This window comes from Nostoc sp. S13, assembly GCF_029379315.1.
GTDB lineage: Bacteria > Cyanobacteriota > Cyanobacteriia > Cyanobacteriales > Nostocaceae > Nostoc.
In genome coordinates this window covers 19,213-41,896 of record NZ_JAQYWQ010000056.1, presented here as the reverse complement: position 1 = coordinate 41,896, position 22,684 = coordinate 19,213, and the positions used below count along the sequence as shown (strand labels likewise).

Genomic DNA, 22,684 nt, shown 5'->3' with positions numbered 1-22,684 from the left:
ATGCCCAATGCCCAATGCCCAATGCCCAATGCCCAATGCCCAATGCCCAATGCCCCATGCCCCATGCCCCATGCCCAATGCCCAATGCCCAATTCCCAATTCCCAATCCCTTAACTACGTAACTTTCTTTTACATTATATCTGTTTGATTTTTCTGAAATCTGTGAAACAGATGCACTTCAGGTATTTGATTCGTTTTTGGTAGTGATAGAAAACTCTAACAGTTATGTCATAATTTTTAACGTATATTTAAGATTTCTCCTTTGCGAGGACTTAGCTATGAGCGAACCAGCTATTGAGACTCCGGTGTTAGACCGCTACGAGTGTCGAGCCTGCGGTTATGTTTACGAACCTGAGAAGGGAGACGACAAGGATGATATTCCTTCAGGGACACCCTTTGCAGAACTGCCTATAAATTGGCGCTGTCCAGTTTGTACTGCTAAGAAAACCGCTTTTGCCAACATCGGCCCTGCGGGTACTGCATCCGGCTTCAAAGAAAATCTCGGTTACGGTTTTGGTGTCAACAACCTAACGCCAACCCAAAAGAATATTCTAATTTTTGGCGCTTTGGCTCTTGGCTTCTTGTTTTTTATCAGTCTCTACGGCTTACAATGACAGCCGTTAAGCAATTCAAAATTCAAAATTCAAAATTCACAATGAAAAACCCAGGATTGCCCAGCATCCTGACTGCCGACTCCTACAAAAATTTAGAAAAAAATAAGAAATACTGATGCATTCAATTGTGAAAAGTTGGCAACGAATAGCTACCTTGTTGATATTAGTCTTGATGTGCATAAGTTGTAGCAAAATTCCCTCTGTTAGCTACAACCCCTGGAAAATCATTTCTGTGCCAACAGACTCGAATCTGCTGGATATTGCTTTTACTGATAATCCTGAGCATGGTTACTTAGTAGGTAGCAATGCCACCCTGTTGGAAACCAATGACAGTGGTAATACCTGGAAACCAATAACACTGCAACTGGATGAACAAAAGTATCGCTTTGACTCAGTAAGTTTTGCAGGTAAAGAAGGCTGGATTGCGGGAGAGCCTGGACTATTACTGCACACTACCGATGAAGGTGCTTCTTGGTCGCGTATTCCCCTGAACGAAAAGCTACCAGGTAGCCCGATCGCAATTAAGGCACTGGCAGACAGTACAGCTGAGATGGCTACTGATGTCGGAGCCATATATAAGACCACAAATGGCGGCAAAAACTGGAAAGCGCAGGTGGAATCAGCAGTGGGTGTGGTGCGTAACTTAGAACGTTCTGCTGATGGTAAATATGTTGCGGTTTCCGCTAAGGGTAGTTTCTACTCGACTTGGGAACCGGGACAAGATGCTTGGGTACCCCATAACCGCAATAGTTCTCGGCGGGTAGAAAATATGGGCTTTGCTGACAATGGGCAATTGTGGTTACTAGCTAGGGGAGGTCAAATTCAGTTTAGTGACCCAACTAAACCTGAAGAATGGCAAGAGGCAAAATATCCAGAGTTATCCACCAGTTGGGGTTTACTGGATTTGGCATATCGTACACCCAATGAAATCTGGATAAGTGGCGGTAGCGGTAATTTGCTACGAAGTGGCGACGGTGGCAAAACCTGGGAAAAAGACCGTGCAGTGGAAGAAGTTGCTGCTAATTTGTATAAGATTGTGTTTTTAGAGCCAGAGCGGGGATTTATAATTGGCGATCGCGGCGTTTTGCTCAAATATCTACCAAACCCTGAAACAACTTCCCCACCAGAGGCGGCTTAGTTACTAAGAGGGAGTGGGGAGTAGTGCTGTTAGCTTTCTTCGGGGCGTTTAGTCCGTGCTGAGTGGGAAATCTCACTTCTTTACTCAGGACTCTTAACTCTCAAAAGAGGAACTGTTTTGCCCAATGCACTATTTCTGAGAATAACATTGCAACTTGTAACTCTTTCTTAACTTTGTAGGATAATAAACTCAATAACACTGTATCTAAAGGCAGGGATCTAAATGTCAGGTACCACTGGAGAACGTCCCTTTTCGGACATCATTACCAGCGTTCGTTACTGGGTAATTCATAGCATCACCATCCCGGCATTGTTTATTGCCGGTTGGCTATTTGTCAGCACCGGGCTGGCGTATGATGCATTTGGCACACCTCGCCCCAATGAGTATTTCACACCAGCGCGGCAGGAAGTGCCAATTGTGAAGAATCGTTTTGAAGCTAAAAAACAAGTTGAACAATTTATTGGAAAGTAGTTTGAGATCATGACTAGCGGCAATAACATCAATCAACCAGTTACCTATCCAATTTTTACCGTTAGATGGCTGGCAGTTCACACATTAGGTGTACCAACTGTATTCTTTTTAGGCGCGATCGCCGCAATGCAATTTATTCACCGTTAGGAGCAATTATGGTCGAAAGATCGCCCAATCCCAATAATCAGCCGGTTGAACTAAACCGGACTTCGCTATACCTGGGACTACTTCTAGTTTTCGTTCTGGGGATTCTGTTTTCCAGTTACTTCTTTAACTAAGTGGAAGTACTGGTGTTAATCTTTGATTATTGAACGTATGTTGATTTGTTGTTAAGGGAGGAGAGAAGCTGTGTCTGAAAGTGGAAGAATTCCTCTGTGGGTCGTCGCTACGATCGCAGGATTAGGTATAATTACAGTCTTGGGCATTTTCTTTTATGGTGCCTACGCCGGAATCGGTTCTTCGATTTAAGATTAGTTTGAACCGAACACTATAAGTGAAAATTTTCTAGCATTTGTTGAGAAATCAACGTTAAAAAAACCGCCTGTCTCTATGAGATGGGCGGTATTAATTTTGGCCAATAATCTAGAAATGTATCTGACGGAATTGATACTTGACCAGAGCAACTCAGTGGCTCCTAATGACTACATCACTTAATATCGCTGATATCGTCGCTTTCAATGTATAAAAATAGAAACGCGAAGGTAACAGCTGGCAAAACCCAACCAATTATGGAAATGAAGATCGGAGACAAGTACGAAGTACTAGCCAAGATAGAAGGCAAAAAAGAAACTGCCATAGTAAAGGTTCCTATGAAATGACACTACAATTCAAAATGAGCTTACTGCAAATTCTGCCAGATTTTTGAAATTCTTTCATATTTTTAACACAGCCAATATTGGGAGATGAGGAAGAGGATATGGGGCTGCGATCGCCTGTTCCCTATGTACCCGATCATTTTCTCAACCAGGTCAACCATAAGACTGATAGCAGTGTGGAGAGGGAAGTCAAATCGAACGGTGGAACTATACACCACCTGCGAACACTCTTTTTACCCGCCCAGGTGTCATTTAAAGGTTCGATTGGAGGTACTGTTTTGTCAATTGGTTGATTTTGCACCCCATTCTAGTCTAAACTCCAGTCTTCAAAGTCTCCTAGCTATCTCCGGTTTCCTAAACCAAGGAACGTAGAGAATCTGCTTCTCCACCAGTCTGCTCCCGATGAAACCAGAACGCAGGACTAGGGTCAGAGGTATGGGCGAACACAGCCAAACGACCACAATTGGGACATTCATAAACTTGAGGAAACTCTGGCTTCTTTGGATAAAGAAGTTTGTAGGCTTGATCTTCAAACTCCTGCTTAGATATGGCTTGCTGATATGCAGCGATCAAATCCTCAATTAGTTTTTCATGCAAAGGTTCCCAGATGAGATTGAATCCTTGTGGATTGGGAATCGGAGATAAGTTGATGATTTATCACACAAACACCTTATCTTAGGCATGATAATTCCTCCTAACGTGATACATCAACGATGATTTGACCAGCATCATTGATGGCGACGCACGACTATATAGCTGTTGAGGTCGGTCATTTTGCCATTGCTGTAGAGGAAAGGGTGGAATGGGGAATTACCGTTGTTGGAGGAATAACCTACGACAGTACCAGAGTCGTTGATAGCATCAGCAGTTTTGCCAACGAACGCGCTAATGCTCTTTCTCCAGATGCTGTGGCCAAAATTGTCGAGCGATCGCAGAGTCTATGGTTTATTAATCGCCGACCTAATTTACAAAGGTGTTGCTGTCAGCAGAGCGCGAGAACTGTTTATCCTGGTGGGGAATTTGGCACGAATTTCTGAAGGGGGGCATACCAAAGAGTTAGTAGAATATATCCAGCAATTTGGCGAGATGCGATAATTTGAATCAAGTGCAAATGCCAAAATCCAACACCTAGTTGTGCGATAATGGCTGGGTTAGATAACCACATTCCCGTTTTGAACTTGAAAAGTTATCCTTTGCTCTTGTCCAGTAGAATCATTGTAGATAACTTCTAAATACTCCACTAAGTCTTGGACTATTGCGTTGCTTTCAATTAAAGCCAAAACTTCATCATCTAAAGAGGAAGTTATTGCCCAGAAGTTATCGTCTGCTCCTTTAAAACCCCAAGTGTCATTCAAAGGCTGAATTATATCTGTTGTTTTGTTAATTGGTTGATTTTGCACCCCATTCTTCTTCTGGCTTAAACCCGTATTCATAAATTCCTTGTAATCCCTCAACTTCGCTTATTGAACCAAACCGTTCCTCCAACCGTCGCAGGGCATTCTCCAGTAGGGGCTGATTGAGAGAGTACAGTTCGCTATTGTCTGCGCCGTTATGATGAGAAAATGGATAAAAAAGCGTGTGATGCACAGAGAAGCAGAGATACGGCTCTCCGTACTCTGGACCACCACGAATCATCAACTCGCCTAAGTATCTCACCCAAGCTCGAATTGGCTGATGGGGGGATTGTTCAGTGCGGACAAAGACCAGCAGATCGACTTGCATTACTAGCTCTTCAATGGCAGCAGGATACTTGCCTATGGCGAGTAATACCTGTTCAATGTATTCTTCATAGGAGTTTCCTGGTTGCCACTCCAGCACCACTCCTTTAATATCTGATTCACTGCTTGGGCTAAAGAAAACTTCCCAAACTCTTGCTAGCTCGTCAAAAGCATCTATAGTTCCTATGGTGCTATCGATGTACCAAGCATTGACTAATTGAATAGAGAAGTTCGTAAAATCGAATGGTGGAACTATAAACCACTTACCAGCACTCTTTTTACCTGCCCAGGTGTCATGTAAAGGTGCGATTGGAGGTTGTGTTTTATCAATTGATTGATTGTGCATATTAATTTTTTCAAGGGAGTATAACTAATTTACTATTTTGCACTTGGAAGACAAGCTTCTGGGCTTGACCTGCTGCATTCTTGTAAAGAAATTCCACAAATTCCACAACATCAGCTCCTTTTATTCCTGTTTCTTTGTCAACTCTGACCATCCGACCATTAACAGCTCGAAAAATTTCGTCGCGAGTCCAGTTTGTAGGCGGTGCTTGTCTATAATCAAGGCGGATATAGGCTTTTCCTGTTGGATTCTTATTGCTATTTTTGATTGAGCTAATAGCATCTCTAAGATTACCGTCGATATTATTCTTTGTTACAAGACCATCTGGTGTTTTTACCTCTGCTAGACGGGTAACGCCATTTGATTCAGTTACCAAAAAATCAGGGGTTGTGTACTCTTGTGTAGTTTCACCCTTTGAGGTTGTGTTTTCAGGGATTGCGTCTAATTCACGGATGCTTCCTAATGGTGTCCTGCCTTCCAAAATATCTTCAGCAGTTCTAATTTCACCTGTAGCTCCAATTGGATCTATCTTTGGTGAATTTGCTCTGCCAAAGCGATAAGCAAATTCACCAGAAACTCTCCCTTGATAACGCTCCGAAAACTTCACCAATTCTGAAAATGCTTTTTCTAGCTCTCCATCTTGAATTTTTTTAGAACGCAAAGTTGTCTTGATCCCATCAACAGCTGCTGTATCATTACCAGCGAAGTCTAGTTCCCGCGAGACATCCTTGATCACTTTCTCGTCTTTGCCAAGCAGTTTCTCGAATAAATCTTGAGGTAATTCCCCATGCAGTTGCCGAACCTTTCCTGGTGGGATAGCAGAGAGCGCCCGCTCAATTTGCCCAGAACTGACACCCAGTTCTTTGGCTAGCTCCTCGCTATCGCCCATAGAACTAAGGCTAGCATTACCACCAACTGCATTATTGAAAGTAATATTGCCCAAACCTGCTGTCAGACTGAGGGATGAAGCACCTGCACTATTACTATCGAGAGTATTTTTAAAGGTAATATCGCCGCCCTTGGAAATAGCAGTAGATTTAGCAGAGTTAAAAGTGTAAGCACCCGTACTGCTATTGAGGATTGTGGGGCCATCAAAAGTAATATTGCCGCCTTTGGTGACAACTTTGGAGCCAGTGAGATTAATCTTAAGTCCCTGCAAAAAGACAGAACTACCTTGAGTGGAAATATTGCCTACAGTAATGCCATCTTTGGGTGTTGCTGTTGTAGAAATGGGGTTAAGAAGGAATTGGTGATTTTGTCCTCCGATGTAGCCATCTCCAAGGATTTGCTCCTAAATATTTGGGGATATGTACTGTTTGCCCGTGTGCAAACAGTCTTAAGTAAAACTCCCAGTCATGACAGCCTTTCAACTGTTCGTTTAATAAACCAACAGTTTGGAAGACAGATTTGGGTATGACGACTTGAGAGAGTGTGTGAATGAAGCATCGCCAAAGCATTGAAAGAATTAGGTCATCTGGATGGCTTGGACTGAGGCTCATTCGGTCGCCTTTATGATCTTCACTAGTGATGGCGATATAGTTGCAGTAGCTGAGGACAGCAGTGGGTGTTTGTTTGAGAGTTTCAATTTGATGTTGCAAGTAGTCTGGTAGCCATTGGTCGTCGCTATCGAGAAAGGCGATAAATTGTCCCAGCGCGTTTTTGATGCCCAAATTTCTAGCGGCAGCAGCACCAGTATTAGTGGGTATTTGTAAGAGTTTGACCTGTGGATAGTGTTTTTGAATCCAATCAGCAGTCCCATCGGTTGAGCCGTCATCAATAATAATAATTTCGTAGTCAGTATAGGTTTGATAAAAGACACTATCGAGAGCAGAACTCAGATAGTGCTTCCGATTGTAAGTGGGAAGCTTAAGCATTAACACTTGCCGCCACGAAGTCTACGGAAATATTTGTGAATTTTAACTTCAGCAACTCGGTAATATTTACTATTGAGTAGGCATTGCTCAATCTTGGTACTATTTTTACGCTGTTAATTACTTACCTCAATTCCTGGCAGTGGCAAGCAGATTGCGCTATGCCGCCAAAATAGCGATCGCACCGCACCTTTACCAAAACCTCTTCAGATCACATACCCAATAATTCATCTAGCTGCAAGTTTGGCAAGTCTGGAGGAATCACAGTTCGTAATATTGTGACTTTGTGACTCTCCTGTTGGGTTGTTAGATCAAGTGCGATCGCTTCCAAGCGAATTTCCAAACACCCAAAGGGAATGTTTAATTGCGTCATCACTTCTAACCCTCCCAAGGCATTAGATAGTAAATTTGTCAATAAATGGGGTCCATCTAGTAACCAGCGAGTTTGATAATCTTCAACCCATAACTTGACAACAACTTGCGGAGGTACTTCAGGCAGTACTACGCGCACTATGATAGGCTTACCAGCGATTAGTTCGCCTTCCGGCATATGCAGTTGGGGAATTGGCAAAGGCTCAGTGGCTACCGCATTTATAGGTAAGGAAGGCGATAAATTTAACAGTGGTTGCTCCTCTTCTTCAAAGGGGTAACTTCTAGTTGCATCGACTTCCAGTTCATTATATGTATCATCTACAACGATTTCCTGGGCTAACCAAGCTGAAGCTATATTTATTTTTATCGCAGCAGAGGGGAGGGGTAGTTGTGTTAACAGAGCCGATGAGATTGTTGGTTCTAATACTTTTTCTACTTCCGTATTTTCTTTTATCCCCAGATCCGCTTCTTTCGCTGTGTCTACATCTTCCCCAAAATTCCCCAGTTCGGAAGCCAACTCTTGGACTTCTTCCCATTTCCCCTGTCCTTTGCCCGTCTCCGTGTTGGCATCTAGGTTTAACGGTAAATTGACATCAACATTCCCATTTTCTGCACTTAGAGAAAGCGACGTCTGCTGCGCGAGAACATAGTTATCGTAGTCTTGAGGTTGCAGATCATTGATGGATTCAGGTAAAGAGTATCCTTGGCTGTGCATCCACTTCCTGAGTAGGGGAGATGAGTAAAGGTTGCCTGTTGTAATCAATTCTGTACTTGGTTGGGCTACTACTTCAGCAACAGATTCCTCCTGGAATTGTGTACTTGTTTGGGCTACTACCTCAGCAACAGATTCCTCCTGGAATTGTGCATCACTTACTACTAATTCAGGTGTATTTTCATCTTCAGCTACAGTTGCATCCAACTGCGGCAAGTCTTCAGCAGCTGAAACTTGCAATGCATCTGAGGGGACATTGCTTTTTACTTCCTCTGCATCACCTGGCAAAGCTTGTAGCCGTCTCAAGTATGGAAAAGTAGTGTTGAGTATTGGCATTCGACGTTGGCTGATGACCAACTGCTCCAAGTTGATCGTAGCTATAGTAGCATCCTTTTCTAGAAGCTCCTGCTGTGTAGCGCGTTCTGCAACAACATCTGTAGAAGGGTTGGCATCGATTTGAACAGGTGGCAGTTTCGGCAATTGAGGCGAAGTGCCGGAATTCTTGAGCTTAGATGTCCGCAGGGTGGCTTCTCGCAGAAGTTGCAGGTTAATTTGGGGTGGTAGGGGTGTGTTTGGGGATGGATTGAGTATTAGAGACTGGTGTGTTTTTGGAATCTTGACCAGATTGAATAGTTTCAAATCGAGCCTCATAGCTGTCTCTGGTTCTGTGAAAGTAGCAGATGAGTCCGATGGTGCTATAAGGCCATTTCCATTTGATGTACTAGGTTTTGCTAGGGCTGTGATTGCCAGTAATTCTTTTACATCTGCTGTAATGGTGAACGACTGACTAGCTAACCGGATGACTTCACCAACATCGGCGAATCTACCATACAAACTGATATCTGCCAAAATTAACTTAGATTCACAGTCAGCAGGAATATCAATTGAGGTATTGATCGTAAAGGGTAACTCCTGGTCTGGCAAGCGTTGCCGTACCTCGGTCAAGATTTTCGAGTTCTTGGGCGATCGCAGTTCAATTTCTAGTTCAAGCGCCCGCAAGCTTTTTGGGGATAATGTTTCACCCTGATCTAGATTTGTCTTTTCTTTGAGTTCTATCTCTCCATTGATTGTAAGAGCTTGTCCCCAACGAGCAATGTAAGTATCCTGACCTAAAGTTAGCCGTAATGGTGGCAGTGGTTGTGTTGCTGGAGAATCTGTAATCTTTTCATCTTTTACCAGAGGTTCAGAAGCGGGTAAAGCTAAATCTATTAAATTTTGTAAAATCTGCTCTGCCGTCTCACCTTTAAGCCACACAGGACTTACAGGCTCATCAAAAACTATATCTTCTTCCGTTTCATCTGGCACAACAATGGTAGCAGGGTTGCTGTCTGTAGCAATTGCCAGTTCTGGGGAGACAGCGATCGCTCTATCTAAGGTAATTGCAGATTCTGTTGGGGCAATAGATTCCAAGTTTTCTTGAACAATGGTAGCAGGGTTGCTGTCTGTAGCAATTGCCAGTTCTGGGGAGACAGCGATCGCTTTATCTAAGGTAATTGTGGGTTCTGTTGGGGCAATAGATTCCAAGTTTTCAGAAACAGTATCTGGGTGATCAGGTGAATTTGATTCTACATTCTTCTCTTGCTCCCCTTGCTCCCCTTGCTTTCCTTGCTTTCCTTGCTCCCCCTTTCTTTCCTGGGGCAATACTTGAAGTTGGATACTGTACTGCCAAGATTTACCGAACAGATCCGACATCAAATCGCCGGAACAGCGCAACTCCCAAACTCCTGTCTGAAAGTAGGTAAAAGGAATTACCGCCATTAAGCCTTCTGAGTTAGTGCGACGCGATCGCTTCAAAATTCGCCGCATGGGTTGAACTTCCTGGGTTGAAGAGTGAGTTACTCGCACTTCCACGTCGGTATCAGGAAGTTTAGAACGAGCCAAAACTCTATACTGCCCTTCCAAAATTTCCAAATTTGGCGATTCTAGGATATGCCACGAGCGAGCGCCTTGTTTCTGTATCAGAAATTGCCAGTGTTCCATTGTGAGTGATGCCCAGACCGACGAGCCGCCCAATAATATTGTGTATTACCTTGCTTGCCAGTTTACCTCAGTATTTTGTAAATGCATCACTTAAATGGCTATCAAGTGAACTCAGTTTTACTTACTTGAATTCTCGCCCTTTAACTAGTCGCGTCAAATGAATTTAAAAGGGTTGCCGTGTTGCTTATGTGTAAAGCTTTTGTTGTTTCCTAAATATTAAGTTTGACACTATCTATTGCTAAATTAACAGGCACGCATTGACTATTCTCAGGTGTATTGCGATGAATACCGTTGGCGACTCTGCTAAACTTATTGCGAGTAATTTTGTATTATTTTTTACTAAAATTTCATTTTGCAATAGACACAACATACAATAAATTAAGATTCACTTGACAATTTTTACTGAATTGTGATTGTTCATATTTTTGCTACAAAGAGGTAGGATGTGGCTCTTAAGTGTCCTCTGCGATCGCCAATTACAACACTTAACCGCGCAAAACGCATCCAATCTATCTAAAGCGGTTTAAAGAGCCGCTACAAAGCGTGTCCTCACCTAAGTGAAATGTGGGTGACAATGAGAATTTACAGGAGGGATTCGATGCTAGTCATTTTAATAGACGAGCAAATCCTTGCCCCTGAGCAAGTTTGCCAGTCTTGTTTACTCGCTGACGGTCGCGGTCAACCCCGTTGGCGTGGGGGTCAACTGCGCTGTGGTCAAGCCATTCGCAAACTTACTCAACAGCAGGCAGACCAGTATGAGTGTATGATGGGCTTTCGTATCGCCGATATAGAAACATAGTTGAATTTGCCAGCAAGACTAAACAACTGCGTTATCCTAAGCTCAAGTAACTATAAAAATTTAACCACAGGAGAACGCATAATGTCTTGGCGTGGGTCTACAACCGTTTCAGATCGGATTTTTGCTTCCTTGCCTTATTTGCTTCCTCTAATTGAAGTTTTTGTATTTGGTAGATATTTGCTCTCAGAGTTTCCACCGCTACAACTGATATTTCTGCCGCTTGTGCCATTATTGAAAATCTACTACGGCGTGCGTTATGCAGGAATGATTATTTTCTTTGCTTTATTTTTGCTGGTAGTGAGAAACGAAAAAATTAGTCACTTTATTCGTTTCAACACTATGCAAGCAATCCTTTTAGACATCATTATCTTTTTGTTTAGCATCCTGACTGATGTTGTGGGACTAGTTCCCTCTGGTGGTTTTGCAATCCAAACTCTATCCACAACCATTTTTATCGGCATAGTGGGAGCAGTTGCATATTCAGTCATCCAGTCTGTAAGCGGGCGTTATGCGGAAATTCCGGCGATTTCCGATGCAGTCTATATGCAAGTGCGTTAGAAGTTAACGAGCCACTACGGTGTTTTCCAGGCGACCAATACCTTCAATTTCTACGCGGACGCGATCGCCTGGATGCAATGGACTTACACCCTCCGGCGTACCTGTAAGCACCAAATCACCAGGTAGTAGTGTCATCACCTGACTAATATAGGAAACTAGAACATCGGGCGAAAACACCATCTGATCGATACAGGCAGATTGGACTGGATTGGTGTCCTCATTCACAAAAGTCTGCAATCTCGCTCCTGGATTTAATTCCCGCACAATCCAAGGGCCCAAAGGACAGAAAGTATCAAAACCTTTGGCTCGCGTCCATTGACCATCCAGTTTTTGTAAATCCCTTGCTGTTACGTCATTGGCGATGGTGTAGCCCCAAATTTTGGTTTGGGCTACCTCTGGTGTACATTCAAAGGCGTAATCGCCAATCACTAATGCTAACTCTCCTTCGTAGTCAACTCTTTGTGACTGCGGAGGATACTTAATTTCCCTCTCAGACGGAATGATCGATGTGGGTGGCTTGAGAAAGATTAGTGGCTCAGAAGGTACTGGAGTTCCCATTTCAGCTGCATGGTCTGCATAATTCTTACCCACCGCCACAATTTTTGAGGGAGCGCAAGGAGCTAGAATTTGGTAATTTTCTGGTGTCAAAGTTAAATCAGTAGGTTGTCCTTGTAACCAGGGCGGAGCATCTAGCACCTGGACATTGAGGGATAGTTGGAGTAACCCATAGTAAATCTGCCCTTCTTGATTTTGAATTCGCACATAGCGCTGCGCCATAACCTTGATGAATATCCTTTTTTCTGCGATTAGAAGCTGTGAGCGGGTAGCAATCCTCAGTTAGCTATTTAGGGAACCGATTGAGCCTTGAGCAAAAAAGCGATCGCTATAGATGCCCTTAAAGAAAGATACTCGTTGGCGAAGCTGATAGATCAACTTGCTGGCCAGCATCAAAAGCTGGATTCTTACTTGCTAAAGAAATATCCGGGTCGCCTCCCGACCTAGTTTTCATTAAGGACATCCAAAAAATCCAAACTTTGGCAGTTTGGCTAATGATTCAAATAGAAAACTGGTAAGATTATAGTTCCTTGTTGCTTCAGATGTTGATTAATACTGGCATTTTAAATTAAAAGCAGGTATAAATTATTATCAGCAGCCATTTTTGTCCATGAGGAGACTGAAAATATGACTACAAGTTACGAAACAATGTACATTCTCCGTCCTGACCTGGGAGACGAACAGGCAGAGCAAGCAATTACTAAATATCAGAATTTGCTTCGCGAGCAAGGCGCTGAGGATATCCAAATTCAAAATCGTGGTAAGCGACGTCTGGCTTATGAAATCAAAAAACACCGCGATGGCATTTACATCCAGTTAAACTACAATGCGCCTGCAACTGCGATCGCCCCCTTTGAACGAGCCATGCGTTTGAGTGAAGAAGTGATTCGCTATCTGACAGTTAAGCAGGAAATCGAAGAGGAAAAACCCGCTAAAGTAGCTGCAACGGTTTAGTGGTTAGGGAGTAGGGAGTAGAGAGTAGAGAGTAGGGGAGATTAGGGAGTAAAGAATAGTGAATAAATTCTTCCCAACGCCCAATGCCCAATGCCCAATGCCCAATGCCCAATTCCCAATTCCCAATTCCATTCAGTAAAATTTTGTCTTTTTCTTTTTCCGTAACTTGTCTGGGAATGCTAAATTAACAAATACTTGCCAAAGGTAGTACTCCCGCAGTTATACCTAAGAGTGGACAAGATTCTGAATGGGAGCTGTAAGCTACTGTGAGCCAATCTGATACACCCAACACTCAAATTCTCTCTACGGAAGTATCGCAGCTACGCCAAGAGTTGCAACTTCGCGATCAATTAGTGCAACAACTATCTCAAGAACTCTTCCGGCTGGTAAAGGGTAACACGAGTTTTATGCCCCAGCAGCCGGAGCTTGAGCACGATCTCACCCAGTTACAGGCTTTGCAAGAACAACTTCAAGCTGTAGAGCAGCAGGTGGCGTTCTACCAAGAGCAAATTAAAACTCGTGACTCCGAAATTTACCAATTGCGACAGTCAGTTCAAGAACTCAGCGATCGCAGTCGGATGTTGGAGCAAGTAGTACAAGAGTTACCTCAAATTTACCGGCGGAAGTTTGAAGAGCGGATGACACCAGTCAGAGAAAAGGTAGCAATGCTACAACGGGAAAACCGCCAACTACAAGCAGAACTGCAAAGTGTGAGTTACCGTTTAGCACTCAAAACTCGCAATGCTAGTCACAGTGGCATTGATTTACCAAATTTTCCCCGCCCAGCATCCGAAGAAACTAACATTTCGACTCCCCAGAATGCCTAAAGTTACCATCATGGTGGGATAAAATAGGTAAGAAATTAGCGGGGCAAAGGGTTTTGAAGATATCCAAGTAGTACATCAAGGCAAAAATAACTATAAAGTTAGAAATAATGCAAAGGCTGAGATTCTAAACTTTCTTACCTCCTGCTTCCTTAAACTAGTTGCGTCGGACATAAAGCAATTAGCTCAGAGTAATCTGAAAAGCCCTCTCTCAGAGGCTGGGGAGTGTCACAAACAATTGCATTGCTTTGACCAATTTTGGCCATTTCCTACTTTACTGGTTTAAGTAGACCGGCTGACAACAAGCAGATACATTCATCTGCCGTTGATATTACCTAGCTCAAAACCATGAGTTTTTCTTAACATTCTTCTCGACACAGAAAAGAAAATCAGCCTGCTAGCACCAAACTGTTATCTTTGAAAATGTGAAAGAATGCAAATATTGCTTGACTCCACCATCCTTCTATAGGTAGATTTATTTAGTTAGCGTCCTAGCATCAGATTGTTATCTTTGCCGATGGTAAAAATATCTTCGTAAGTGTGAAAAATTTCAAACACTGAATCTAATTGGGTAAGTTCTAAAATTAACCGTACAGGAGCTTGCACGTTGCATAAAACCAAGCGGCAACCACTTTGACGTGCAGCCTTCAACCCTTTTACTAAAGGCACTAACCCAGAACTGTCCATGAAATTAACTTCTGTGAGGTCGATAACCCAGAGTTGATGAGGTTGGGGTACTACTCCAGCCATCTGTTCACTCAAAACCTTACCGCCTTGCAAATCTATACTTCCTTGGGGTTTAAACAAAATCACTTGAAGTTCTTGTGTGAGAGTCATGAATTTAAGAGGGTAATTGGAACACTTGACAGAAAATTGAAAAAAGACATCAATACCTCCTCTCTTTCAACGGCAAAATGACTGTTTTACCCAGATATTTGGGTAATTGCAATTTTGCAATTGAGAGCGATTATTTCAGTATTCATGCCGTATAATTTGTGATAACTTTCATCAATATAGGCATAAGCGCCTAACAATTTCGGTATCAACCGTATCTTTTACAAGATTTTCATAATTGTACGGGATATTTATAAATATTTTATAAAATTTTTATTTTTTTTAAAAGAAAATATTAATTTGTGGTATTAATTTCTAATAATTGCCTAGTTAATAGTCAAAAATTAATAAATACCATAGACTATAAGTAATGGATTATTCAGAATAATAACTAATGATAATGACTTAATCACTGAATGTAGGGGTTTGATTGACACCCTACTCAAAAACAAGCAAAAATATAGTAAAAGTAAAAATTTGTAAAGGCGGCGGTGCGGAATGTCTTTAGAGTTGATTTCACTAGAAAATATCCAGGAAGTCGCCCATAGGTACGGCTATTGGGCAATTTTTTTGGGCATTTTGCTAGAAAATTTAGGCATTCCCCTTCCTGGTGAAACCGTGACCTTAGTAGGCGGGTTTCTAGCTGGTAGCGATGAACTAAATTTCTGGCTGGTTCTCGGTGATGCAATTATGGGTGCTGTCATTGGCGGCACTTGTGGCTATTGGATTGGTAGAGTTAGCGGTTGGGATTTTCTAGTAAAAGCTGGTAGCATATTTCGGATTTCGGAAGTGCGTCTACTGAATATTAAAGAGCAATTTAGTAAAAATGCTGCTAAAGCGGTATTTTTTGGACGTTTTCTGGCATTGTTGCGAGTTTTTGCTGCACCACTTGCTGGTATAGCCGAAATGCCCTTCGGAAAATTCTTTTTATACAACTTGTTAGGAGCAGTTGGTTGGGCTAGTTTGATGGTGACATTGGCTTTCTTTGCTGGCAAAATTATCTCTTTAGAACAATTGGTTGCTTGGGTGGGTCAATTTGCGATCGCAGCCTTACTGATTCTGGCTGCCTTAATTGTTGTGCCCCTGTGGTTAGAGGCTCGCCAAGTTAAGGAAGTGAGTAATGAGGAGTGAAGAGTTAGGAGTTAGGAGTAAAGTAAAAAGTTATTTTTTTAACTTTCACTTCTTGTATTTTGCATTTTTAACTCCTAAATCTACCAATTTTGGATTTTAGATTTTAGATTTCTCCTTTAATCCAAAATCCAAAATTCAAAATCTAAAATTGAATGACTCCTAACTTTTAGTTTGCTGTGACCAAATGCGAGTCGGTAGTCCCCAAACGTAGATAAAGCCTTCAGCAGCTTTGTGGTCAAATTTGTCTTCGGCTCCGTAAGTTGCCAAATCGGGAGTATAGAGAGAATTATCGCTCGAACGCCCAACTATCGTAGAGTTGCCCTTGAACAACTTCACTCGCACAGTTCCAGAGACTCGCTCTTGTGTCTTTTGAATAAAGGCATCCAGTGCAACTTTGAGTGGACTGTACCACAAACCGTTGTAAACGATTTGGCTGTAAGTTTCTTCAATCCCGCGTTTGTAATGGGTAACATCTGCTGTTAAAGTCAAGCTTTCTAAATCCCTATGTGCCTGAATTAGGACTAACATCGCTGGTGATTCATAGATTTCCCGCGATTTGATCCCCACCAGACGGTTTTCAATCATATCGATCCGGCCGATGGCGTGATTTCCTACCACCTGATTGAGTTGTTCAATTAGCTCAACTGGCTTTTTGGCTATACCGTTAAGGGTTGTGGGAATACCACCGTGGAAACCAATTTCGATGTATTCTGGCTCGTTGGGAGTGTCAGCAACAGCTTTGGTCATTTCATAAATTTCTTCTGGTGGCTCAAATGACGGATCTTCGAGTAAACCAGCTTCAATGCTACGACCGAGCAAATTCTTGTCAATGCTGTAGGGAGACGATTTTTTGACTGGTGAGGGGATACCAAAGTTTTCACCATAGGCGATCGTTTCCTCACGGCTCATCCCCCATTCTCTGGCTGGTGCGAGGATCTTCAGGTTGGGGTTTAGGGCCGTGACGGAGACATCAAAGCGAACCTGATCATTACCTTTACCGGTGCAACCATGAGCGATCGCATCAGCACCATATTTTTCAGCCGTTTCTACTAATACCTTAGCAATCAGTGGACGGGCAAGGGCAGTTCCTAGAGGATAACGATTCTCATAAAGGGCGTTGGCTTGAATCGCTCCAAAGGCGTAATCTTTAACGAAGCTGTCTTTAACATCCGCCACTAGGGATTCAATTGCACCCGATTTCAGCGCTTTTTCTCTGATTGGCTCTAATTCATCTCCCTGACCCAAATCTGCTGCCAGGGTAATCACCTCTTCCACACCCCACTCCTGTTTGAGATAGGGGATGCAAACTGAGGTATCCACTCCGCCAGAATATGCCAGGACAACCTTTTTGGCGCGACCCATTAATTTCTCCAGTTAGGAAAACAAACAATGAGTCATTATTATATCTGAACTAATCCATGTATATTTTCTTGATGTAACAACCTATAGGCAGATTGTCAGCAAACCTAGATAGCACCATCTGTATAATCAAATTTGCAGTATGGATAATCCCACCCTGTTATATATATAATTAGCCCTTTCAAGGTGACTAGTAAAATCTCTTTTTTCTCTCAGCGCTCTCTGCGTCTCTGCGGTTTAAAAGTAATTTATTTAACCTTATTAGGCGCAGAGAACACAGAGTAAAGAGATTATAGATGCCAATCAACCGCTTAACAGTTTATTTTTGATAATTTGGTTTAAGCTTTTGTACTTGATGACCTAGAGGATGCTGTTTTTTTCGCCAACAACAAACCCAACCCAAACACAGACAATCCAAGCATAAAACTTGGCTCTGGAACACTTGTGTAAATAATAGTTTGAACACCCGCAGCAGTCGAATCATTCAGATCGATAAAAGTATCACGGTAGACATTAAACCTGGTAGGTGTAAAATTCAACCCCAACCCCGCTTGGTTCAAAATTGTTCCCGAAAAGTCGGTTAAAACTGATGCTAAAGGATCATTGGCTTCAGTGTATGACTGACCACCGTAGGTAGCAAAAATCTTTAAACCTTCTGCGATCGTTACTTCTTGATCGTCTGCTGCTGCTTCGTCAAACGAAAAAGTGCCTGTGAGAGTTTTATTCTCATTAGAGAAATTATAAGTGAGTTGTCTAGCTTGGACGGGCATAGTTTCCCCTACCGCAAAAATCAGAGCAGTTCCCACCGTTACAGCTGCTAACTTCTTAAAGATGGAGTCAGTCATTTTTTTACCTTGATTAAACAACAGATATAAAAATACCGAAATAGTTTTATGAAACAGAGACGTGTGTTCGCACGTCTCTGCAACACAAAGTTTTTCAGTTACACAATTTTGGATTTTAGATTGACCCTACGGATCAATCCGCTTGCTATAAGGATTTTGGATCTTTTATAGGACTTAGGCACAAGAGATCCCCCAACCCCCTTAAAAAGGGGGCTTTTAAAGTTCACTCCTTTTTAAGGGGGGATCTAGGTTTCAGGTTTTGAGTGCGTAAGTCCTGTTTTAATTGAAAATCCAAAATCTAAAATTCAGTCAGTGTTCAGTGAAGCGCTGTATTAAGTTCACGGACTGACGATCGCAGTTTTCATCGCCTGGAAGATATGACTCTGATCAACCACTCCTCGAACACCGGGCGCACTGTAAGTACCAGAGCTATCTGTGAACTTGAGCTTTTCTCCAAAGGATTGGGTCAAAGTTGATGAATAAGCACCTTGGTAGTAAACAGGTACAATTCGTCGGCTATGGCTACCCCAGAGGTACTTGTAATTTGGATCAGCTCCCCAGAAGTGACCAGCGTCTTTAGGGTTGTGCTTGTTGAAGGTGATGTCCTTGGCGTTATACTTCAAGCCTCTAGCCTGATTAGGATCAGGATTGGGAGTTAGCTTTGAAACAAAGTCATTATTCAGAGTCAGGTAGTGGTCATGGTCAGCAGTAACAAGCAACAGGTTCTTACTCCAACCTCCATGCTTGTTTACCCAACCAATGACCTCCTGGACTGCTTTATCAAAATCATTCATGGTACCGATTAGGTTATCCATGTTGTTGTCATGAGCAGCCCAGTCTACATCACCTCCCTCAATCATCAGCCAGAAACCGTCTTTGTCTTTACCTAGAACCTTTAGAGCTGCTTTGCTCAGATCAGCCAAAGTTGGATTTTCATTAATCTCTTTGGCGATAAAGCTAGCATCGGTTTCACCGGGAGCTAGAGGACGGACAATATCAGGTGTCGGGCCAGCGATTGGATTCCCTGCTGCGTCAACCACAGGAACACAATCCCCAACTGTACCAGGAATGATCTTACCTGATGGACAGGGACTTACACTCTTAACAACAGAGCTATAGAGCGAGGCGTTGTTCAGACCTGTCAAACTGTAGTCTCCCTTAGAAGAGCTAGTAGGAAGGTTGCCTTCTTGTCCACGGGCACCGTATAGACCAAATAATTTGCCTCCCTTATTTGGGCCGATGTTAGCAGCCGTCTTTAGCAGTGTCTGAGTTGCATTTGGCCCACGTTCCAAAAAGGTATAGCCATAACGATTGGACTTAGGGTTATCACTGAGATGTTTGTAAGTGTCTTCTGTAATATAAATGTAGTTAAAAACACCTTCGGCTGTAGTTGTACTACTTTTATTGTCAAAGTCTTTAGGATGACCGCCACCTAACAAGACATTAGGCTGAAAGTTTAGCAATGTCTGTTGCAGAATACTGTCTTGATTAGTCTTGGTGGGGTCGTACTTACTGTCGTATTTGCTGCGACGATTTACAAAAGAAGCGGCAGCACCAGGCGTTGCGTGGCTAATGGGTACGGAAGTAACTAGTCCTGTAGACTTACCTTTTTCTTTGGCAATTTCCAGGATGGTTTTCAACTTTTTCTCGTAAATGTCTACACCCATCGCGTTGTTAAAGCTCTTTACACCCGTATAAAGAGTCGTAGCGGTGTTAGCAGAGTCGGGATAACTGTGTTTGATGTACTCTTTGTCGTATGTACCAGGATTAGCAGGGGTCAGAGGAATCCAGGGAACAGGGCCGCCCTTAGTAGGGTCGTAACCTGTCAGATTGCCATCTGCCAAACTGTTGCCATCAAATCGATCGCCTGGATTAAAAGGAGTAGGCTGAAATGAGAAGTTGGGACGAACAGGACTTGCACCTGTGAATGTATCAGACCCATCCAGAGCAGAGTTAGTTGTTAAGTGGGGCTGACCTGTTGGCTTTTCTGGTGTATTTCCCTGAATTGTTGTGCCATAAGTGGTCACTAGTGCATATCCAGTTAGCTTTTGGAAGCTCAGACCTGAGCCTTTACCACTAGTGTAAAAGGGGGCACCTTTGGCAACGGCTGCGGCCCGTGCCAGATTCCAACCCATACCATCGCCAATCATGATAATTACATTAATTCCATTACCAGCGGCCATAGTCGGCTGAAAAACAGAATTAGCAAATATCAGCAGAATGGTACAGAGAAAGCCAACCATAGTCAAGGATAGCGATCGCTTGTACTTTCGCAAAAATGAAATCATTTCAGTGCGCCTTAAAGTTAATTTGTTAGCCGTTAATACTGATAAAAATTGGGTTCTAGATGAGTAGCACTGAAGTCTGAGTACGTAGCAGTTACATCTAGTTGAGTAGAGGGTGTGGTATGACTCAGGTTAGAGGCAGGGTTAGAGGCAGTTGCTGGTTGTTGATTCGATGTTCCGAAGAACAATAGGATTGCCACAAACAGACCAGATATGAACCAAACTAATGAGTGTTTGTACTGTTTCAGTAATGAAATCATTTGAGATTTTGGAATTAAAGTCATGATTGAGTAAACCTCCGAGTAAATAACCGATTGAAAATCGAAATAATGCCAATAAGCATCATATTTAAATATTGATTTTAGAAAAACATGACTTATGCAAACAATAGCCAAAATCCTTAACTAAAAAATCATAATTATTCCTAGTAGACTGTGGAAAAAGTTTGTCTACATTTAATAAGTTACTCTGAGCTAATTGCCTAGTTAATTGAGATGGTAGCTGGATTTAGACCGTGCTATACTAGCATTAGATATTTAGCTATTATTTGGTTTTAATTTGTTTTACTCGCAGACAACATTAAAACTATATCTTGATTAAATAAAGGATGAATTGGCATTAATGAAGGGTTTTTACAGCTAGTTAGCTGCAAAGTTATTTCAGCAATATTAAAGTTTTTTTGGATGTGAGCTTGCAACTGAGTGAGTAAGCGATCGCGTTCTTGGGTCGTTACACATTCAACTGTCAAATTAGCGCAAAGCATTACCTTATTTGAGCTAATTGCCCAGATATGAAGTTTTTCTACTTGGACAACACCAGGAAAAGATTTGAGAGATATTTCCACCTCGATGGGGTCAATTGATTCCGGTGCATACTCCAAAAAAATCTTCAGGCTTTCTTGGACTAAGGGTAAAGCACTTAAACCAGTAAAAATTGCAACTACTAAACTAATCGCGACATCTGCCCACCACCAATCCCAAAGATGAACTGCTAAAGCAGCTATAATTACGCCAACAGAACTAGCAGTATCGGCGATGACATGAAGCAAAGCACCCCGTAAGTTTAAGTCGTCGTGAGTGTGGGGATGAAGCAAAGTAATGTTGAGTAAATTGACGATTAAACCTAACACCGCAATTCCTAACATTGGTAAGCCCAAAATTGTTGCTGGATGTTGCCAGCGCCCAATAGCTTCCCATGTGATAAAAGTAGCGATCGCTAGCAAACCTAATCCATTCAACAAAGCTGCTAAAACTTCGATACGCTGATGTCCGAATGTTGCCTGACTCTTAACTGGTTGCTGTGCTAATAAACTTGCAAATACTGATATCAGCAAGGCTGTAATATCAGATAATATATGTCCTGCATCTGCTTGTAGAGATAAACTTTGACTCCACAAACCCACACTCCACTCAGCAACAAAAAAACAAGCAAGTAAACCTAATGTTATCCACAACATCTTGGCTTTTTGCCGACTTTTAAGTACTTTCGCCGAAGTATTTTCGCACCTACATTTATCCCCTTTAAGTAAAAGCATTAACCAAAAAAACCTTTAAATCTAAAGTATTGTCCTCAAAAATCCCCACCTCAATATTTGTGATGGCCCTGTTTTAAATTTAGAATGCTACGTTATCAAACATTATCTTCAAATAGAGACTATATATTTCTGGAAATTACTCACTAATTTTCTATTTTAGAGATAGATAATTTAAAATGTATTAATTTACCAAGACTATATAAAAATTATCTTGGTTAATTTAAGGAATGGTAATGATTACGTTAAAAATTATGAATCATAGCAGATTAACATCCATTATTTACAAATTAAATACAATCCTGCTAGTAACTTCTTACTAATTACACAATTACTTTTATTTGTAATTAAAACTTGTAAACAACCTGACTCTAAATTATGAAAATGATAACCATTATTTTTTGGTAAAATCCTAGCGTTTTTAAAGCCAGAAAGACGCAAAGTAAGCCCATAGGCACTTCGTCTACCCTGCGGGGAGGTGAGGAAGAGTTTTTCCAAAAAGAATTCGCTACGAATAACTAATTACTAATTGTTTGACCTTTTCTGTTACCCAATCGACACGATCCTTTCCCCAAAACCTTTCACCTTGCACTATCCAGGTTGGGACTCCAGGACAACCAAATTGCTCGTATTCTGCCAAAGCTGCGACTGCTGCTTGTTTAGCTGCTTCGCCGTATACTAATTCCAGAATGCGATCGCCATTCAGCCCAACATCATTTGCAACTTTCCTAATCACAGACTCATCGTTGACATCAAGCAGGTCAATGTACGACGCTCGAAAGAAAGCGGCATCAAGCAGATGCTCCTTCCCGGTTCCACAAGCAGCGTAATACGCTCTGGCGGGCAGTTCTTCCCGACCAAACTTCATTTTCTCCCAGCGCTTGACCCACCTACCAAATTCTTCATACTCCTTGAGCCGAATTTCAATGCCGTACTTTTTCGCCCACCGCAGACAATCTTCTTTGTGATACGACG

At 42.2% G+C, this 22,684-nt stretch carries 27 protein-coding genes and 1 pseudogene; 12 read left to right on the top strand and 16 right to left on the bottom strand.

Going from position 1 to position 22,684, the window contains the following annotated elements; all coding sequences use genetic code 11:
- Nucleotides 1–278: 278 nt before the first annotated feature.
- From PUQ00_RS18060 to PUQ00_RS18035, 6 genes are all read left to right on the top strand, one after another.
- Entirely contained in the window at nt 279–614 is a 336-nt protein-coding gene (locus PUQ00_RS18060; protein WP_300419116.1) for a rubredoxin, read from the top strand.
- 115 nt (nt 615–729) lie between these two features.
- Nucleotides 730–1,752 (top strand): photosynthesis system II assembly factor Ycf48, encoded by a 1,023-nt coding sequence (locus tag PUQ00_RS18055; protein WP_300419114.1) that lies wholly within the window; start codon nt 730–732, stop codon nt 1,750–1,752.
- A 222-nt stretch (nt 1,753–1,974) separates the two neighbouring features.
- On the top strand, nt 1,975–2,223 hold the full coding sequence (gene psbE / locus PUQ00_RS18050; protein WP_012411800.1) for a cytochrome b559 subunit alpha: 249 nt from the start codon (nt 1,975–1,977) through the stop codon (nt 2,221–2,223).
- 9 nt (nt 2,224–2,232) lie between these two features.
- Nucleotides 2,233–2,370 carry a cytochrome b559 subunit beta gene (psbF, locus tag PUQ00_RS18045; protein WP_012411801.1) on the top strand — a complete coding sequence of 46 codons (138 nt, stop codon included), beginning with the start codon at nt 2,233–2,235 and terminating at the stop codon, nt 2,368–2,370.
- Nucleotides 2,371–2,378: 8 nt separating this feature from the next.
- Nucleotides 2,379–2,501, top strand: coding sequence for a photosystem II reaction center protein L (locus PUQ00_RS18040; RefSeq protein WP_012411802.1), 123 nt, complete (start codon nt 2,379–2,381; stop codon nt 2,499–2,501).
- A 70-nt stretch (nt 2,502–2,571) separates the two neighbouring features.
- Complete coding sequence (locus tag PUQ00_RS18035) at nt 2,572–2,691, top strand: photosystem II reaction center protein J (protein WP_292759492.1); 120 nt, start codon at nt 2,572–2,574, stop codon at nt 2,689–2,691.
- 178 nt (nt 2,692–2,869) lie between these two features.
- Here the strand turns inward: PUQ00_RS18035 and PUQ00_RS18030 are convergent, their stop codons facing one another.
- On the bottom strand, nt 2,870–3,019 hold the full coding sequence (locus PUQ00_RS18030) for a photosystem I reaction center subunit VIII (RefSeq protein ID WP_300419110.1): 150 nt from the start codon (nt 3,017–3,019) through the stop codon (nt 2,870–2,872).
- Nucleotides 3,020–3,118: 99 nt separating this feature from the next.
- Here PUQ00_RS18030 and PUQ00_RS18025 point away from each other — a divergent pair, with 99 nt between their 5' ends.
- Nucleotides 3,119–3,331 (top strand): hypothetical protein, encoded by a 213-nt coding sequence (locus tag PUQ00_RS18025; RefSeq protein WP_300419108.1) that lies wholly within the window; start codon nt 3,119–3,121, stop codon nt 3,329–3,331.
- A gap of 61 nt (nt 3,332–3,392) precedes the next feature.
- Here the strand turns inward: PUQ00_RS18025 and PUQ00_RS18020 are convergent, their stop codons facing one another.
- From PUQ00_RS18020 to PUQ00_RS17990, 7 genes are all read right to left on the bottom strand, one after another.
- Nucleotides 3,393–3,635 (bottom strand): hypothetical protein, encoded by a 243-nt coding sequence (locus PUQ00_RS18020; protein ID WP_300419107.1) that lies wholly within the window; start codon nt 3,633–3,635, stop codon nt 3,393–3,395.
- A gap of 131 nt (nt 3,636–3,766) precedes the next feature.
- Entirely contained in the window at nt 3,767–3,895 is a 129-nt protein-coding gene (locus PUQ00_RS32850) for a hypothetical protein (RefSeq protein WP_366145964.1), read from the bottom strand.
- A gap of 294 nt (nt 3,896–4,189) precedes the next feature.
- Nucleotides 4,190–4,438, bottom strand: a complete 249-nt coding sequence (locus tag PUQ00_RS18010) for a hypothetical protein (protein WP_300419103.1) — start codon at nt 4,436–4,438, stop codon at nt 4,190–4,192.
- Nucleotides 4,419–5,102, bottom strand: a complete 684-nt coding sequence (locus tag PUQ00_RS18005; protein WP_300419101.1) for a hypothetical protein — start codon at nt 5,100–5,102, stop codon at nt 4,419–4,421. The genes PUQ00_RS18010 and PUQ00_RS18005 overlap by 20 nt, the downstream gene beginning before the upstream one ends.
- Before the next feature lie 10 nt (nt 5,103–5,112).
- A complete protein-coding gene (locus tag PUQ00_RS18000; protein WP_300419099.1) occupies nt 5,113–6,258 on the bottom strand; it encodes a hypothetical protein in 1,146 nt (381 codons plus the stop codon).
- Nucleotides 6,259–6,334: 76 nt separating this feature from the next.
- Entirely contained in the window at nt 6,335–6,973 is a 639-nt protein-coding gene (locus PUQ00_RS17995) for a glycosyltransferase (protein ID WP_300419097.1), read from the bottom strand.
- Nucleotides 6,974–7,181: 208 nt separating this feature from the next.
- Nucleotides 7,182–10,034: a hypothetical protein gene (locus PUQ00_RS17990; protein ID WP_300419095.1), complete on the bottom strand. Its 2,853-nt coding sequence runs from the start codon at nt 10,032–10,034 to the stop codon at nt 7,182–7,184.
- 598 nt (nt 10,035–10,632) lie between these two features.
- On the opposite strand from PUQ00_RS17990, the gene PUQ00_RS17985 reads away from it, so the two are divergent.
- Complete coding sequence (locus tag PUQ00_RS17985; protein WP_300419093.1) at nt 10,633–10,833, top strand: hypothetical protein; 201 nt, start codon at nt 10,633–10,635, stop codon at nt 10,831–10,833.
- An 81-nt stretch (nt 10,834–10,914) separates the two neighbouring features.
- A complete protein-coding gene (locus PUQ00_RS17980; protein ID WP_300419091.1) occupies nt 10,915–11,391 on the top strand; it encodes a Tic20 family protein in 477 nt (158 codons plus the stop codon).
- Between the two features lie 3 nt (nt 11,392–11,394).
- Here the strand turns inward: PUQ00_RS17980 and PUQ00_RS17975 are convergent, their stop codons facing one another.
- Nucleotides 11,395–12,168 (bottom strand): fumarylacetoacetate hydrolase family protein, encoded by a 774-nt coding sequence (locus PUQ00_RS17975; RefSeq protein ID WP_300419089.1) that lies wholly within the window; start codon nt 12,166–12,168, stop codon nt 11,395–11,397.
- Between the two features lie 405 nt (nt 12,169–12,573).
- Between PUQ00_RS17975 and rpsF the strand changes: the two genes are divergently transcribed.
- Nucleotides 12,574–12,900 carry a 30S ribosomal protein S6 gene (gene rpsF / locus PUQ00_RS17970; protein ID WP_300419087.1) on the top strand — a complete coding sequence of 109 codons (327 nt, stop codon included), beginning with the start codon at nt 12,574–12,576 and terminating at the stop codon, nt 12,898–12,900.
- Between the two features lie 266 nt (nt 12,901–13,166).
- The gene (locus PUQ00_RS17965) at nt 13,167–13,727 is read left to right on the top strand and encodes an Npun_F5560 family protein (protein WP_300419085.1); all 561 of its coding nucleotides are present in this window, start codon (nt 13,167–13,169) and stop codon (nt 13,725–13,727) included.
- 480 nt (nt 13,728–14,207) lie between these two features.
- Here the strand turns inward: PUQ00_RS17965 and PUQ00_RS17960 are convergent, their stop codons facing one another.
- Nucleotides 14,208–14,561, bottom strand: a complete 354-nt coding sequence (locus tag PUQ00_RS17960; protein WP_300419083.1) for an STAS domain-containing protein — start codon at nt 14,559–14,561, stop codon at nt 14,208–14,210.
- Nucleotides 14,562–15,056: 495 nt separating this feature from the next.
- Between PUQ00_RS17960 and PUQ00_RS17955 the strand changes: the two genes are divergently transcribed.
- The gene (locus PUQ00_RS17955; RefSeq protein ID WP_300419081.1) at nt 15,057–15,689 is read left to right on the top strand and encodes a DedA family protein; all 633 of its coding nucleotides are present in this window, start codon (nt 15,057–15,059) and stop codon (nt 15,687–15,689) included.
- A 159-nt stretch (nt 15,690–15,848) separates the two neighbouring features.
- Here the strand turns inward: PUQ00_RS17955 and PUQ00_RS17950 are convergent, their stop codons facing one another.
- From PUQ00_RS17950 to PUQ00_RS17925, 6 genes and pseudogenes are all read right to left on the bottom strand, one after another.
- The gene (locus PUQ00_RS17950; RefSeq protein WP_300419080.1) at nt 15,849–17,051 is read right to left on the bottom strand and encodes an argininosuccinate synthase; all 1,203 of its coding nucleotides are present in this window, start codon (nt 17,049–17,051) and stop codon (nt 15,849–15,851) included.
- Between the two features lie 335 nt (nt 17,052–17,386).
- A complete protein-coding gene (locus PUQ00_RS17945; RefSeq protein WP_300419078.1) occupies nt 17,387–17,893 on the bottom strand; it encodes a PEP-CTERM sorting domain-containing protein in 507 nt (168 codons plus the stop codon).
- Nucleotides 17,894–18,231: 338 nt separating this feature from the next.
- On the bottom strand, nt 18,232–20,181 hold the full coding sequence (locus tag PUQ00_RS17940; RefSeq protein ID WP_300419076.1) for an alkaline phosphatase: 1,950 nt from the start codon (nt 20,179–20,181) through the stop codon (nt 18,232–18,234).
- 32 nt (nt 20,182–20,213) lie between these two features.
- The gene (locus PUQ00_RS17935; RefSeq protein WP_300419074.1) at nt 20,214–20,462 is read right to left on the bottom strand and encodes a hypothetical protein; all 249 of its coding nucleotides are present in this window, start codon (nt 20,460–20,462) and stop codon (nt 20,214–20,216) included.
- Nucleotides 20,463–20,731: 269 nt separating this feature from the next.
- Nucleotides 20,732–21,634, bottom strand: coding sequence for a cation diffusion facilitator family transporter (locus PUQ00_RS17930; protein ID WP_300419072.1), 903 nt, complete (start codon nt 21,632–21,634; stop codon nt 20,732–20,734).
- 583 nt (nt 21,635–22,217) lie between these two features.
- Nucleotides 22,218–22,667 (bottom strand): annotated as a pseudogene (locus PUQ00_RS17925) (DsbA family protein); the annotation flags it as partial.
- Between the last annotated feature and the right edge of the window lie 17 nt (nt 22,668–22,684).

Bases quoted from the DNA above. Each gene is read 5' to 3' on its own strand.
- PUQ00_RS18060 (WP_300419116.1), top strand. From the start codon at position 279: ATGAGCGAACCAGCTATTGAGACTCCGGTGTTAGACCGCTACGAGTGT.
- PUQ00_RS18055 (WP_300419114.1), top strand. From the start codon at position 730: ATGCATTCAATTGTGAAAAGTTGGCAACGAATAGCTACCTTGTTGATA.
- psbE (WP_012411800.1), top strand. From the start codon at position 1,975: ATGTCAGGTACCACTGGAGAACGTCCCTTTTCGGACATCATTACCAGC.
- psbF (WP_012411801.1), top strand. From the start codon at position 2,233: ATGACTAGCGGCAATAACATCAATCAACCAGTTACCTATCCAATTTTT.
- PUQ00_RS18040 (WP_012411802.1), top strand. From the start codon at position 2,379: ATGGTCGAAAGATCGCCCAATCCCAATAATCAGCCGGTTGAACTAAAC.
- PUQ00_RS18030 (WP_300419110.1), bottom strand. From the start codon at position 3,019: ATGGCAGTTTCTTTTTTGCCTTCTATCTTGGCTAGTACTTCGTACTTG.
- PUQ00_RS18005 (WP_300419101.1), bottom strand. From the start codon at position 5,102: ATGCACAATCAATCAATTGATAAAACACAACCTCCAATCGCACCTTTA.
- PUQ00_RS17995 (WP_300419097.1), bottom strand. From the start codon at position 6,973: ATGCTTAAGCTTCCCACTTACAATCGGAAGCACTATCTGAGTTCTGCT.
- PUQ00_RS17990 (WP_300419095.1), bottom strand. From the start codon at position 10,034: ATGGAACACTGGCAATTTCTGATACAGAAACAAGGCGCTCGCTCGTGG.
- PUQ00_RS17985 (WP_300419093.1), top strand. From the start codon at position 10,633: ATGCTAGTCATTTTAATAGACGAGCAAATCCTTGCCCCTGAGCAAGTT.
- PUQ00_RS17980 (WP_300419091.1), top strand. From the start codon at position 10,915: ATGTCTTGGCGTGGGTCTACAACCGTTTCAGATCGGATTTTTGCTTCC.
- PUQ00_RS17975 (WP_300419089.1), bottom strand. From the start codon at position 12,168: ATGGCGCAGCGCTATGTGCGAATTCAAAATCAAGAAGGGCAGATTTAC.
- rpsF (WP_300419087.1), top strand. From the start codon at position 12,574: ATGACTACAAGTTACGAAACAATGTACATTCTCCGTCCTGACCTGGGA.
- PUQ00_RS17960 (WP_300419083.1), bottom strand. From the start codon at position 14,561: ATGACTCTCACACAAGAACTTCAAGTGATTTTGTTTAAACCCCAAGGA.
- PUQ00_RS17955 (WP_300419081.1), top strand. From the start codon at position 15,057: ATGTCTTTAGAGTTGATTTCACTAGAAAATATCCAGGAAGTCGCCCAT.
- PUQ00_RS17950 (WP_300419080.1), bottom strand. From the start codon at position 17,051: ATGGGTCGCGCCAAAAAGGTTGTCCTGGCATATTCTGGCGGAGTGGAT.
- PUQ00_RS17945 (WP_300419078.1), bottom strand. From the start codon at position 17,893: ATGACTGACTCCATCTTTAAGAAGTTAGCAGCTGTAACGGTGGGAACT.
- PUQ00_RS17940 (WP_300419076.1), bottom strand. From the start codon at position 20,181: ATGATTTCATTTTTGCGAAAGTACAAGCGATCGCTATCCTTGACTATG.
- PUQ00_RS17935 (WP_300419074.1), bottom strand. From the start codon at position 20,462: ATGACTTTAATTCCAAAATCTCAAATGATTTCATTACTGAAACAGTAC.
- PUQ00_RS17930 (WP_300419072.1), bottom strand. From the start codon at position 21,634: ATGTTGTGGATAACATTAGGTTTACTTGCTTGTTTTTTTGTTGCTGAG.